17 protein-coding genes are annotated in these 12707 nt (G+C 73.5%); 14 read left to right on the top strand and 3 right to left on the bottom strand.

Annotated elements, in window-relative coordinates; genetic code table 11:
- Window positions 1-665: hypothetical protein (locus TPA0908_RS31600; RefSeq protein ID WP_281944184.1), on the bottom strand; the 665-nt coding region annotated here is incomplete at its 3' end.
- Between the two features lie 212 nt (window positions 666-877).
- Here TPA0908_RS31600 and eno point away from each other — a divergent pair.
- From eno to TPA0908_RS31575, 5 genes are read left to right on the top strand one after another with little or no spacing between them, the layout of a single operon-like run.
- A complete protein-coding gene (eno, locus tag TPA0908_RS31595; protein ID WP_107162353.1) occupies window positions 878-2161 on the top strand; it encodes a phosphopyruvate hydratase in 1284 nt (427 codons plus the stop codon).
- 29 nt (window positions 2162-2190) lie between these two features.
- The gene (locus TPA0908_RS31590; protein WP_281942762.1) at window positions 2191-2823 is read left to right on the top strand and encodes an FtsB family cell division protein; all 633 of its coding nucleotides are present in this window, start codon (window positions 2191-2193) and stop codon (window positions 2821-2823) included.
- 25 nt (window positions 2824-2848) lie between these two features.
- Window positions 2849-3406: a DUF501 domain-containing protein gene (locus TPA0908_RS31585; RefSeq protein ID WP_281942761.1), complete on the top strand. Its 558-nt coding sequence runs from the start codon at window positions 2849-2851 to the stop codon at window positions 3404-3406.
- Between the two features lies 1 nt (window position 3407).
- Window positions 3408-3920, top strand: coding sequence for an amino-acid N-acetyltransferase (locus TPA0908_RS31580; protein WP_281942759.1), 513 nt, complete (start codon window positions 3408-3410; stop codon window positions 3918-3920).
- A 42-nt stretch (window positions 3921-3962) separates the two neighbouring features.
- Complete coding sequence (locus TPA0908_RS31575) at window positions 3963-4892, top strand: Ppx/GppA phosphatase family protein (protein WP_281943779.1); 930 nt, start codon at window positions 3963-3965, stop codon at window positions 4890-4892.
- A 23-nt stretch (window positions 4893-4915) separates the two neighbouring features.
- On the opposite strand, the gene TPA0908_RS31570 is transcribed toward TPA0908_RS31575, so the two are convergent.
- Window positions 4916-5104 (bottom strand): hypothetical protein, encoded by a 189-nt coding sequence (locus tag TPA0908_RS31570; RefSeq protein WP_281942757.1) that lies wholly within the window; start codon window positions 5102-5104, stop codon window positions 4916-4918.
- Between the two features lie 137 nt (window positions 5105-5241).
- Here TPA0908_RS31570 and TPA0908_RS31565 point away from each other — a divergent pair, with 137 nt between their 5' ends.
- The 3 genes from TPA0908_RS31565 (at window position 5242) to TPA0908_RS31555 (ending at window position 6954) form a co-directional block, all read left to right on the top strand.
- Window positions 5242-5481, top strand: coding sequence for a hypothetical protein (locus TPA0908_RS31565; protein ID WP_308447849.1), 240 nt, complete (start codon window positions 5242-5244; stop codon window positions 5479-5481).
- 115 nt (window positions 5482-5596) lie between these two features.
- Window positions 5597-5929 (top strand): PadR family transcriptional regulator, encoded by a 333-nt coding sequence (locus TPA0908_RS31560; protein WP_281942754.1) that lies wholly within the window; start codon window positions 5597-5599, stop codon window positions 5927-5929.
- The gene (locus TPA0908_RS31555) at window positions 5926-6954 is read left to right on the top strand and encodes an HAAS signaling domain-containing protein (protein ID WP_281944182.1); all 1029 of its coding nucleotides are present in this window, start codon (window positions 5926-5928) and stop codon (window positions 6952-6954) included. The genes TPA0908_RS31560 and TPA0908_RS31555 overlap by 4 nt, the downstream gene beginning before the upstream one ends.
- 51 nt (window positions 6955-7005) lie before the next feature.
- On the opposite strand, the gene TPA0908_RS31550 is transcribed toward TPA0908_RS31555, so the two are convergent.
- Complete coding sequence (locus TPA0908_RS31550; protein WP_281944180.1) at window positions 7006-7323, bottom strand: helix-turn-helix domain-containing protein; 318 nt, start codon at window positions 7321-7323, stop codon at window positions 7006-7008.
- A 265-nt stretch (window positions 7324-7588) separates the two neighbouring features.
- Here TPA0908_RS31550 and TPA0908_RS31545 point away from each other — a divergent pair, with 265 nt between their 5' ends.
- The 6 genes from TPA0908_RS31545 to TPA0908_RS31520 are packed head-to-tail and all read left to right on the top strand — an operon-like array spanning window position 7589 to window position 12705.
- Window positions 7589-8275 (top strand): dienelactone hydrolase family protein, encoded by a 687-nt coding sequence (locus tag TPA0908_RS31545; RefSeq protein ID WP_281944178.1) that lies wholly within the window; start codon window positions 7589-7591, stop codon window positions 8273-8275.
- Window positions 8276-8294: 19 nt separating this feature from the next.
- A complete protein-coding gene (locus TPA0908_RS31540) occupies window positions 8295-9008 on the top strand; it encodes a uracil-DNA glycosylase (protein ID WP_281944203.1) in 714 nt (237 codons plus the stop codon).
- A gap of 22 nt (window positions 9009-9030) precedes the next feature.
- Window positions 9031-9765 carry a DUF4129 domain-containing protein gene (locus TPA0908_RS31535; protein ID WP_281944176.1) on the top strand — a complete coding sequence of 245 codons (735 nt, stop codon included), beginning with the start codon at window positions 9031-9033 and terminating at the stop codon, window positions 9763-9765.
- Complete coding sequence (locus TPA0908_RS31530; protein ID WP_281944174.1) at window positions 9762-10346, top strand: hypothetical protein; 585 nt, start codon at window positions 9762-9764, stop codon at window positions 10344-10346. The genes TPA0908_RS31535 and TPA0908_RS31530 overlap by 4 nt, the downstream gene beginning before the upstream one ends.
- Window positions 10346-11341, top strand: coding sequence for an AAA family ATPase (locus TPA0908_RS31525; RefSeq protein WP_281944172.1), 996 nt, complete (start codon window positions 10346-10348; stop codon window positions 11339-11341). Before TPA0908_RS31530 ends, TPA0908_RS31525 begins: the two co-directional genes overlap by 1 nt.
- Complete coding sequence (locus TPA0908_RS31520; RefSeq protein WP_281944170.1) at window positions 11341-12705, top strand: DUF58 domain-containing protein; 1365 nt, start codon at window positions 11341-11343, stop codon at window positions 12703-12705. The genes TPA0908_RS31525 and TPA0908_RS31520 overlap by 1 nt, the downstream gene beginning before the upstream one ends.
- Window positions 12706-12707 lie beyond the last annotated feature (2 nt).

Genomic DNA, 12707 nt, shown 5'->3' with positions numbered 1-12707 from the left:
ACACCGGCGCCGGCCGGCACCGCGAACGCGCCGGCCTCGACCGTCTCGGTGTAGCGGCTCATGGTGAGCTCGGCCGGTTTGCCGTCGAGTGTGCCGGTGAAGCTGCCGAGCACCCCCTCGGTGGTGACGCAGGCGGTGAAGCGTTCCCCGGCGTCGGTGACGTCGATGCAGGTGGCGTGGTGCCCGGCCAGCGTGGTGTCGGTCTGTTTGATGACCGCCTGGGGCTCCAGCGCGGCGGCGGTGAGCAGCCGGATCACCGCCGGCGGGGTGACCAGCCCCTGCTTGCGCGCCTCGTCGTAGACGATCACCGACGGCTTGCCGGCGGTCAGCACCGGCGGGGACATGGTGCAGGAGGTGCGGGCGGTGGTGCTCGCGCACCGGGTCACCGCCTCCTGGGTCACCGTGATCTTGCCGCCGGGCCAGGCGTAGGTGGAGCGGAGCGGCTTCGCGGTCTGCGCGATCGAGGCGGTCCCGCCGCCGGTGAGCTGGTATTCCGCGGCCCAGGTCCGCTCCAGCGCCCGGTCCATCCGCGCGGCGAGGTCGTTGACCAGGTCGGCCCGGCCGAGCGCGACGTCCGCGTCGTCCAGGGCCTGACAGCCGGTGACCGAGAGCGACGCGATGACCGAGGCGGCGAGCACGCGGAGGGTCGTCGAAGCGGCAGGCATGATGCCCAGCCTTGTCGATCGACGCAACCTATCGCAAACCCGTTGCCGGTTGACGACCGGTAAACCGGGAATGTCCGTCTCATTCGCTGCCCCGGGGTGCGCCCCGAGCGCCGTACCGGAGAGCGGGGACCGATACGCTGCGTTCAACACCTGCCTCAGCCGCACCGTCGCGGCCCACACCGGACCGGAACACACAAACGAGGAGCGACTCAGTGGCAACCATCGAGGGAATTGTCGCCCGGGAGATCCTGGACTCGCGGGGCAACCCGACGGTCGAGGTCGAGGTCGGGCTCGACGACGGCACGATCGCCCGCGCCGCGGTGCCGTCCGGCGCCTCCACCGGCGCCTTCGAGGCGGTCGAGCTGCGCGACGGCGACAAGGACCGCTACCTGGGCAAGGGTGTCGAGAAGGCGGTCGCGAACATCGAGGACCGGATCGTCGACCAGCTCATCGGCTACGAGGCCAGCGAGCAGCGGCTGATCGACCAGAAGATGATCGACATCGACGGCTCGGACAACAAGGGCGAGCTGGGCGCGAACGCCATCCTCGGCGTCTCCCTGGCCGTGGCGAAGGCCGCCGCCGGCAGCGCCGAGCTGAGCCTCTTCCGCTACCTGGGCGGCCCCAACGCGCACCTGCTCCCGGTGCCGATGATGAACATCCTCAACGGTGGCGCGCACGCCGACTCGAACGTCGACGTCCAGGAGTTCATGATCGCGCCGATCGGCGCGCCGACGTTCCGGGACGCGGTCCGCTCCGGCGCCGAGGTCTACCACGCGCTGAAGTCGGTGCTGAAGAAGAAGGGCCTGTCGACCGGCCTCGGCGACGAGGGCGGCTTCGCCCCGAACCTGCCCACCAACGCCGCCGCGCTGGACCTGATCGCCGAGGCGGTGGAGAAGGCCGGCTACCGGCTCGGCACCGACATCGTCTTCGCGCTCGACGTGGCCGCCACCGAGTTCTTCGACAACGGCTCCTACACGTTCGAGGGCAGCACCAAGAGCGCCGAGGAGATGAGCAACTACTACACCAAGCTCGCCGGCGACTACCCGATCGTCTCCATCGAGGACCCGCTCGCCGAGGACGACTGGAGCGGCTGGGCCACGCTCACCGCCGCGCTGGGCGACCGGATCCAGATCGTCGGTGACGACCTGTTCGTGACCAACCCGCAGCGCATCGCCCGGGGCATCGCCGAGCGGGCCGCCAACGCGGTGCTGGTCAAGGTCAACCAGATCGGCTCGCTCACCGAGACGCTGGACGCCGTGGACCTGGCCCACCGGGCCGGCTTCCGGTGCATGATGAGCCACCGCTCCGGCGAGACCGAGGACACCACCATCGCCGACCTGGCGGTCGCCACCGGCTGCGGTCAGATCAAGACCGGCGCGCCGGCCCGCTCCGACCGGGTCGCCAAGTACAACCAGCTCCTGCGGATCGAGGAGGAGCTGGCCGACGCGGCGCGGTACGCCGGCGCCGGCGCGTTCCCGCGTTACCGTTCGGCCTGAGGTCGACGCTCCGGGGGAGGGGTGTGACGATGCAGCAGCGCCGCACACCGGGTGGCCAGCGGCCCGCCCGTCGGCCGGGTCAGGCCGGCCGGGCGGGCGGGGGCCGAACCCGGTCCACGGCCCGCGACGGCGTCCGCGCGGAGGCGCGCGCCGCCGGCCGGTCACCCGGCGCGTCCCGCGTCACCGAGGGCGTACGCTCCGCGAACCGTCCGGGCGCGGCCCGGCGTACCGCGGCCGGCGGCACGGTCAAGCGGCTCACCGCACCCCAACCCCGGCGCTTCACCGGGCGCGCCACCGTGCTGTTCGCGGTGCTGATCGCGCTCGCCCTGGCGTACACCTACCCGGTCCGGGTCTACCTGGACCAGCAGACCGACATCGAGCGGATGGAGGCGTCCCAGGCGGGGCAGCGGGCGGAGATCGACCGGCTCACCGCCGAGGCGGCCAAGTGGAAGGACCCGGAGTACGTCAAGACGCAGGCCCGGGAACGGTTCTTCATGGGCAAGCCGGGGGAGACGCTGCTGGTGGTGCTCTCCGACCCGGACGGGGCCGCCAAGGACGCCGGCAAGGGCGCGAAGCCGGGGGCGCCGAGACCGCCCGACCCCTGGTACGACACGCTGTGGTCGAGCGTGCAGGCGGCGAACGCCGAGCGCCCCGACAAGTGAGCTGTTTCTTCGAGAGGCACAACCCGTGAGCGTCGTACCACCGCAGGAGCCGGCGGCGGACTCCGTACCCCCGCCGGAACGCCGACCGGCCACCGAGGCCGACCTGGCCGCGGTCGCCGCGCAGCTCGGACGCACACCGCGCGGCACCCGGGCGGTGGCCCACCGGTGCCCGTGCGGCCTGCCCGACGTGGTGGAGACGACGCCCCGGCTGGCTGACGGCACGCCGTTCCCGACGCTGTTCTACCTGACCTGCCCGCGGGCCACCGCCGCGTGCAGCCGGCTGGAGTCGGCCGGGCTGATGAAGGAGATGGCCGACCGGCTCGCCGAGGACCCGGAGCTGGCCGCCCGTTACCGGGCCGCGCACGAGGACTACCTGGCCCGCCGCGACGCGATCGGCGAGGTGCCGGAGATCGCCGGCATCTCGGCCGGCGGGATGCCCGGGCGGGTGAAGTGCCTGCACGTGCATCTCGGCCACGCGTTGGCCGCCGGCCCCGGGGTGAACCCGTTCGGCGACGAGACGCTGGCGCTGGTGGACAAGTGGTGGGCCGCCGGCCCCTGCGTGGACGTGCCCGCCGGGGAGTGAGATGACCACCGTCGACCAGGTCACGGTCCGCCGGGCCCGCACCGCCGACGTGCGCGGCATCCGCCGGCTGGTGGACACGTACACCGACGACCGGCGGCTGCTCAGCAAGGCCACCGTGACGCTCTACGAGGACGTGCAGGAGTTCCGGGTGGCGGTGACGCCGGACGGCACGGTGGTCGGCTGCGGCGCGCTGCACGTCATGTGGGAGGACCTGGCCGAGATCCGCACGGTCGCGGTCGACCCGTCCTGCCGGGGGCACCGGATCGGCCACCGGATCGTCGGTGAGCTGATCGACGCGGCCCGCGAGCTGGGCATCGCCCGGATCTTCGTGCTCACGTTCGAGACCGGCTTCTTCGGCGGCTTCGGCTTCCACGAGATCGACGGCGCCCCGGTGCCGCAGTTGGTCTACGAGCAGCTCCTGCGCTCCTACGACGAGGGTGTGGCCGAGTTCCTCGACCTGGAACGGGTCAAACCCAACACCCTGGGCAACACCCGCATGCTGCTGCGCCTCTGAGTCGCGTCGGGCTGCCGTAGGGTGGGCGCCGTGAGCGTGCGCGTGGGGGCCATCGACTGCGGGACCAACTCGATCCGACTGCTGATCGCGGACCTGCCGGATCCCTCCGCCGGGGCGGCGGCGCCGCTGACCGACGTCAGCCGGCGGATGGAGATCGTGCGGCTGGGGCAGGGCGTCGACCGGACGGGCACACTGGCGCCCGAGGCGATCGAGCGGACCCGGGTGGCGCTCGCCGACTACGCGGCGGAGATCGAGAAGACCGGCGTCGAGCGGGTGCGCATGTGCGCCACCTCGGCGTCGCGCGACGCCTCCAACGCCGACGACTTCCGCGCGATGGTCGAGCGGACGCTCGGCGTACCGCCGGAGGTGGTGACCGGCGACGAGGAGGCCCGGCTGTCGTTCACCGGCGCGGTGCGCGGGCTGCCCGCCGACGCCGAACCGCCGTACCTGGTGGTCGACATCGGCGGTGGCTCGACCGAGTTCGTGGTCGGCACCCGCGCCGACGGCGTGCGCGGGGCGATCTCGGTGGACATCGGCTGCGTCCGGATGACCGAGCGGCACCTGCACGGCGATCCGCCCTCGCCGGCCGAGATCGCCGCCGCCGAGGCGGACATCGCGGCGGCGGTGGACCGGGCGCTGGCCGCCGTCCCCGGCCGGGAGGCCGTCACGCTGGTCGGGCTCGCCGGTTCGGTCACCACCGTGGTCGCCCTGGCCGAAGGGCTCCGGGAGTACGACCCGAGTCGCATCCACCACGCCCGGGTCCCGTACGCGCGGGTCGCCGAGGTGACCGCCTACCTGCTCGGGGCCACCCGGGAGCAGCGGCTGGCCGAGCCGGTGATGCACCCGGGCCGGGCGGACGTGATCGGCGCCGGCGCGCTGGTGCTGCGCGTGATCATGGAGCGGGCCGGCATGTCCTCGGTGGTCGCCTCGGAGCACGACATCCTCGACGGCATCGCCTGGAGCCTCGCCTAGCGCGCAACTCCTTGGTCGACGGATCAGTCGGTCGGCAGGTCCGGGCGGTGCTCTCGCACCCACTTCTCGACGTCCGACTTCCGCCACACCTTGCCCATCGCCAGCACGGCGATCGGCTCGGGGAAGTTGCGTTGATTGGCGATCACGGACGCACGCTGGCGTGACACGTTGCCGAGCATCGCCCGGATCTCCGACACGCCCACCAGCTCCACGTGTTGACGATGGCAGCGGCGTGGTCCGCATACGGCGACAACTGCGGAGGCTATTGACAGCGTCAATGATGAAGCGACGCGATCGGGGGATGAGTGCGTCGAATGGCTATCCCGTACCCGATCGCGGTCGTCGGGCGATGCGGCCGCACGTGCCGATGCGGCCGCGCTGGCTCTGCCGGGTGTGCGCCGGCCCCTGGCCGTGCCAGCCGGCCCGCCTGTTGCTGTTGACGGACTACCGGCGTGACCGGGTCGCCCTCTCGGTCCACCTGGCGAGCTGCCTCTTCGAGGCCGCCGCCGACCTGCTGAAACTCAACCCGGATCCCCAGGAGCTGTTCGACCGCTTCGTCGGGTGGGCCGCCCGCCCTCCGCTTGGTTGATCAAGGAGTTCGCGTCGGCGTTCGCGGCGAGTCCCGACGCAAACTCCTTGATCAACGAAGCGGGGGAGTGCGTCGTCGTTGACGGTACTGTGCATTGCGCACTACTGTGCGGAGCGTGGATACGACGCAGCTTCTCAAGGGTGTCCTCGACCTGGCCGTGCTCGCCGTGCTCAAGGACGAAGACGGCTACGGCTACGACATCCTCCGCCGGCTGCGCGAGGCCGGCCTCACCGAGGTCGGCGACGCCTCGGTCTACGGCACGTTGCGCCGGCTCTTCGCGGGCGGCCTGTTGACCACCTACGTGGTGCCCAGCGAATCCGGGCCGCACCGCAAGTACTACGCGCTGAACGCCGCCGGGCGGGACCAGCTCACCCGCTCCGGCAAGACCTGGCGCTCGTTCGCCACCACCATGGACGCACTGCTCGACGATCGGGGGATGGCGGCATGACCGTCACTGGGCAGGAGATCACGGACTACGTCGACCGGGTGCGGGCCGCGCTCGCCGACCTGCCGCCGACGCTCCGCGACGAGTTGACCGAGGACCTTCCGGAGCACCTCGCCGAGGTGGCAGCCGAGGGTGACGGCACGCTCGTCGACCGGCTCGGCGCACCGGAGGCGTACGCGCTGGAACTGCGGACCGCAGCCGGCGCGGAGCCGGGCGGCCGACCGGCCCGCCTGCGTCGGCTGGCCGCCGCGCGGGACCGGGCCACCACCCAGTTACGCCTGCTCGACCGTCAACTCGGCCCGCTGCTCGGGCACACCCGGGTGGCGGACTTCCTGCGCTCGCTGCGCCCGGCCTGGTGGCTGGTGCGCGGCTATCTGGCCGCGCTGCTCATCGGCGAGATGACGCGCAGCGGTCGGGCCGGCCTGCTACCCCGGCTCGACGACAGCCTGCTGGGCGGCCTGCTGCTGCTCACCGGCGCGGTCCTCGCGTCGCTGTGGCTAGGCCGTCGCTCCGGCGGCTTCACCGGGTGGCCGCGCCGGCTGCACCTGGTGGGCACCGCCGTGCTGGTGGTCTTCTCGTTCGCGGTGCTCGCCGACGTCGATCGCAACGCCGGCGAGGACGGTTACACCTCCTACCAGGAGGTCGCGGTCGACCGGCGGTACGACCGGATCGAGGACGTCTTCGTCTACGACCAGCAGGGGCGGCTCGTCCGCGACGCCCAGCTCTTTGACCAGAACGGCGTGCCGATCCGGCTCGGCTGGCCGACCTGCCTCGACGCGTCCGGCGCCGTGCCGGCACCGCGCAACGCCTACCCGTACTGCCCGGAACTGGCCCCGTTCGGCCCGCCGGCTGTGCCACCGGCACCCGCCGCCCCGCCCACGGCCACCGGCACGCCTGCCCCGCCCACGGCCACCGGTACGCCCGCGCCGACCGCGAGCGCGACACCGGGATCGGCGGCTACGGCCCTGCCGACCGCGTCTGCCACCGGCGCGACCGCGGAATCTGGAGCGCCGGCTCCGGCCAACTGATCTGTCGCCGTCGTCCTCACCGCCGCCCGGGTGGCGGTGAGGACGACCGGCTCAGGCGATGGCGGCGATGTCGCCGTCGTCGAAGTAGATCGCCTGGTGCAGTCGGCCGCCCAGCGCGGCGGCGAACCGGGCAACCACCTCCTGGCCGGAGATCTTTCCCTGCTCGATCTGGGAGACCCGCCCCTTCGTGACGCCCATGCGGTCCGCCACCTGTTGCTGGGTCAGCCCTCGGGCGCGACGCACCTCGGCGAGCCGGTGACCGATGACCTCGGCGAGGAGATGCTGCTTGCCCGCCTCGACCGCCTCTTCGCTGCCGGCGCGGGTGACGTGAGCGGCGCGGATGTCCTGCCACCGGGTGTAGTCGCTCATGCCTTCGCCTGGATGACCCGGGCATGGAGGTGCGGATCCAATGTGTCGATCCAGTGCCTCACCTCGTCGACGAGGTAGACGTCCCACTCACCAGCCACCATACGACGAGTTTAGCAATCACTAAACCCCTTGGTGGGGTGGACAGGAGGTGAATGCCACTGTTCTTCCGTCTTCCCCGGGCCGGTGACGGCGTGGCACGCTACCGGCACGTCACAGCCAACTGTGCGACCAGCCAACGGTGACTGACCGCTAGGAGGACGGGCCCATGGGCGAGATGGTGAGCTTCACCGGCAACGGGGGGACGAGCGAGGGGTATCTCGCGATACCCTCCGGCGGTGCGGCCAGCCCGGCGGTCATCGTCATCCAGGACTGGTGGGGCCTGGTGCCCCACGTCCGGGCCGTGGTCGACCGCTTCGCCGAGGCCGGTTTCGTCGCCCTCGCGCCCGACTTCCGGCACGGCGGTCCCGCCGTCAAGCCGACCGAGCCCCGGCAGATGCTGAACAGCAGCCAGATGGACGAGGCGGCCAGCGACATCTCGGCCGCCGCCGAATACCTGGCGAGCCGCCCCGAAGTGGCCGGCAAGGTGGGCTGCGCCGGGTTCTGCGCGGGCGCCAGCCTCGCCCTGTGGGCCGGTACGACCTCCGAGCGGATCGTCGCCACCACCGCGTTCTACCCGCGCCTGCCCTGGGAGGGCATGGTCGCCGACTGGTCCGGCTACGCCGGAAAGGCCGCGCTCGTCCACTGTTCCGAGGCGGACGGTCTCTCCGCCGCCGACGGGGTGCAGGGCGTACGCCGGTCCATCGAGGCCGCCGGCGGCACCTGCCAGACGTTCGACTACCCGGGCACCGCGCACGCGTTCTTCAACGAGGACCGGCCGGAGCAGTTCGATCAGCGGGCCGCCGCCACCGCCTGGGCCCGCACCCTGGAACTGTTCCGGGCGAAGCTTGGCTGAGTCGCGTACCCCGGGGGAGGTGGTCGCCCGCGCGGCGCGGGCGACCGACCTGACCGACCTCGACGGCGCGGTCAGTGACTGCTTCGCCTGCCCGCGGCTGGTGGCGTGGCGCGAGGAGGTGGCCCGGGTCAAGCGGGCCGCGTTCCGCGACCAGGACTACTGGGGGCGGCCGGTGCCGGGCCTCGGGCCGCCGGACGCGCGGATCGCGATCCTCGGCCTGGCACCCGCCGCGCACGGCGGCAACCGCACCGGCCGGATCTTCACCGGGGACCGCTCCGGTGACGTGCTCTTCGCCGCGCTGCACCGGGCCGGGCTGGCCAACCAGCCGACGAGCGTCGCCGCCGACGACGGCCTCACGCTCCGGGAGACCCGCGTCTTCTCGGCCGTGCGCTGCGCCCCGCCGGACAACAAGCCCACCCCGGCCGAGCGGGACACCTGCGCGCCGTGGGTGCACCGCGAGGTCGAACTGATCCGCCCCACGCTGCGCGTGGTGGTCGCGCTGGGCGCGTTCGCCTGGGCCGCGTGGTGGCCGGTGCTTCGCCAGGTGTACGGGCAGCGCCCGCCCACACCGCGACCCGTGTTCGGTCATGGGGCACACTGGTCCGGCGAGTCCGTGCCGGCGTTGCTCGGCTGCTATCACGTCAGCCAGCAGAACACGTTCACCGGCCGGCTCACGCCGGCGATGTTGGACGACGTGTTCACCCGGGCCAAGCACCTGTCCGGGGTGGACTGAGGAACACACCTGAGGCGGGGGAATGGACTTCGGCGTGCTGCGCAGGTGGTGGCCGGTCGCGGCGGTCGCGGTGCTGCTCGCGGTCGCCGCCGTCGCCGCCGGGCACTCCGCGATCGGGGCCAGTCGGATTCCGCCCGTGGACAACGTCCCGTACGTCCCGGACTATCCGTCCGAGGCGCCGCCCTCGATCCCGGCCGAGCCCCGGGAGTTGGGCATCCCCTCCGAGGGTGGGGTGCCCGACTGGCTGGGCACCGCCGCGGTGGCATTGCTCTTCACGATCGTGCTGGTCGTCGTCGGCTACCTGCTCTGGAGCGTGCTCCGCGGCGCGCTGCGCCGGACCACCCGCGCGGTGCCGGTGCGGCGCACCCGGCGTACCGCCGAGGGGACGGCCCGCGAGGTGGTGGCCGCTCTGGACGCCGGGCTGGAGGAGTTGGACGACCGCGCCACCGACCCGCGGACCGCGGTGATCGCCTGCTGGGTCCGGCTGGAGGAGGCCGCCGAGGACACCGGGGTGCCCCGGAGGACCGGTGACACGCCCACCGACCTGGTCAGCCGACTGCTGCGCGGCGACCCCGAGGCGGGCATCCCGGCGATCGCCAGCGCCGACGTGCTGGACGGGTTCGCGCACGTCTACCGGGAGGCCCGCTACGCCACCCACCCGGTCGACGAACGCACCCGCGACCAGGCCCGGGCGGCGCTGCGCCGGCTGCGCGGCGAGCTGACCGGTGTGGCGGCGGGGGAGGTCGGCGCTCCGTGAGCACCAGCATCGACGACCTGCTCGGCTCCGGCGAGGAGCCCACCGGATCCGCGGCCGGACGGCCGGCCGGCGGCCGGGCCCGGTGGTTGCTGCGAATCGTGCTGGTCACCGCCGCCGCCGTCGTGGTGATCGTGGTCGGCCTCCGCGCGGTCGGCCTGCGGGTGCCGCTCTGGATCATCGTGGCGGGCGTGCTCGCGGTGCTCGCCGTGCGCCGGGTCACCGCCGCGCTCTCGCCCCCGCCGCCGCCGCGCGCCGGGCTGCGGTCCTCCGGCGGCGAGGAGTCCGGCACCTGGAACTGGTCCGCCCGGGACGCGCTGCGGACCGCCATCAACGGCTGGGAACGACCGCTGGACTGGTGCACCGACAACCGGGAGCGGTTCACCGAGCGGGTGCTGCCCCGCCTCGGTGAGCTGGCCGACGAGCGGCTGCGCCAGCGGCACGGCGTCACCCGCGAGTCCGACCCGGCGCGCGCCCGCGCCCTGCTGGGCGAGCCGCTGTGGACGTTCCTCGGCACCCCCGCCCGCCGCCCCCCGACGCCGCGCGACCTCGCGGCGATCGTCGCCGAACTGGAGAAGATCTGATGAACGAGGACCGGAGCATGCCTCCCGCCGAGGTGGGCCGGCTCGCCCGGACCGTCCTGGACGCGGTCGGCACCGTCGTGGTCGGCAAGCGCGAGGCGCTGGAGCTGGTGCTGGCCGGCATCCTGGCCGGCGGCCACGTGCTGCTGGAGGACCTGCCCGGCCTGGGTAAGACGCTCACCGCGCGGTGCTTCGCGCAGGCGCTCGGGCTGGACTTCCGCCGGCTCCAGTTCACCCCGGACCTGCTCCCCGCCGACGTCACCGGCTCGTTCCTGTACGACCAGAGCAGCGGCGACTTCTCGTTCCGGGCCGGGCCGCTCTTCACCAACCTGCTGCTGGCCGACGAGATCAACCGGACGCCGCCGAAGACCCAGTCGGCGTTGCTGGAGGCGATGCAGGAGAAGCAGGTCTCGGTGGAGGGCGTGACCTACCGCCTGGACGAGCCGTTCCACGTGCTGGCCACCGCCAACCCGATCGAGTACGAGGGCACCTATCCGCTGCCCGAGGCGCAACTCGACCGGTTCCTGCTGCGCGTCTCGTTCGGCTACCCGACCAACGACGAGGAGTGGGACGTGCTGCGCCGGCGCATCGCCCGCCGCCGCGAGGAGGCCGAGATCACGCCGGTGGTGGACGCCGCCACGCTGCGCGCCATGCAGGCCGCGCTGGAGGACGTGGTGGTCGAGGACTCGATCGGCCGGTACATCGTGGCGCTCACCGCGGCCACCCGCGAGCACCCGTCCGTGCTGGTCGGCGCGTCGCCGCGCGGCTCGCTGGCGTTGCTGCTGCTGTCTCGGGTGCGGGCCGTGCTCGCCAACCGGGACTACGTGGTGCCGGAGGACGTCAAGGCGGTGGCGGCGCCCGCGCTGGCGCACCGCATCACGCTGCGTCCGGAGATGTGGTTGCGCCGGGTCGACCCGGCGTTCGTGGTCGGCGAGGTGCTCGAGTCGACGCCCGCCCCGGCCAGCGGCGCGCTGCCCAGCTACGCCGCCGGGCGCTGATGGACGAGCGGGCCGAGCCGGCGAACGGCTGGGCGCCCACCTGGGCGCTCGGCCGGGCCGTGCTGCTCACCGGCGTGCTGCTCGTCGCGGCCGTGCTGCTCGGCCGGATCGACCTGGTGGTGCTGGCCACGCCGTTCGCGCTGGGCACCGCGTACGGGTTGCGCCGCCGCCCGGCCACCCAGCCCGAGCTGGAGCTGAGCGTCGCGGACACCCACCTGGTCGAAGGGGCGCCGATGGCCACCACCGTGGCGGTGGCCAACCCGGACCTGATCGGCTACGACCTGGCGGTGGTCCGGACCCGGATGTCGCCCTGGCTGCGGGTGGAGAAGGTCGGCTTCGGCGGTGCCGAGCTGGACGTGAGCCGCTCCGGCGGCGCGGACCGGCCGTTCGTCACGTCGGTGCCCCGGGGCAGCGCCGTCGACCTGGAGTTGACCGGCACCGCGCTGCGGTGGGGCCGGCACCCGTTCGGCCCGGCCGGCGTCCGGGTCGCCGCCGCCGACGGGCTGCTGGTCTCCCGGGCGGTGATCACCGCCCCGATCCGCGCCCGGGTCTACCCGCGCACCGAGCCGTTCGACGCGGTCGAGGCGATGCCCCGGGCCGCCGGACTGGTCGGCGCGCACCGGTCACGGCGGCCGGGGGAGGGCGGCGAGTTGGCCGGCGTACGCGTCTTCGCGCCCGGGGACCGGCTGCGCCGCATCGACTGGCGGGTGTCGTTGCGGGCCCGCCAACTGCACGTCGCGGCCACCCTCTCCGACCGGGACGCCGAGGTGGTGGTGCTGCTGGACGTGCTCGCCGAGGCGGGCCGCTCCGGCGGCGTACGCGGGCCGGCGTCGGTGCTCGACACCACGGTCCGGGCCGCTGCCGCGATCGCCGAGCACTACCTGCACCGGGGTGACCGGGTGGCGCTGCTGGAGTACGGTCCGGCCGCCCGGCGACTGCGCCCGGCGACCGGGCGGCGGCAGTACCTGACCGTGCTGGAGTGGCTGCTCGACGTGCAGGCCGAGTCGTCCCCGCACGAGCCGTACGACCAGGTGTTCGGCCCGCAGGTGCTCTCCTCGGACGCGCTCGTGGTGGTGCTCACCCCGCTGCTGGACGAGCGGTCGGCGCAGATGTTGGCCCGGCTGGCCCGGGGCGGGCGGTTCGTGGTGGCGGTGGACACGCTGCCGGCGGAGCTGCCGGTGCCGAAGGAACGGGGCTGGGCCGAGGTGGCGTACCGGCTGTGGCGGCTGGACCGGGACACGATGATCGGGCAGCTCCGCGAGCACGGCGTGCCGGTGGTGCGCTGGGCCGGCGCGGGCAGCCTGGACGAGGTGCTGCGCGACGTGTCCCGCCTGGCCATGGCGCCGAGGGTGGGGCTGCGGTGAGT

The organism is Micromonospora sp. AKA38 (genome assembly GCF_027925725.1).
Lineage (GTDB): Bacteria > Actinomycetota > Actinomycetes > Mycobacteriales > Micromonosporaceae > Micromonospora.
This window is presented reverse-complemented; position numbering and strand designations above follow the sequence as displayed.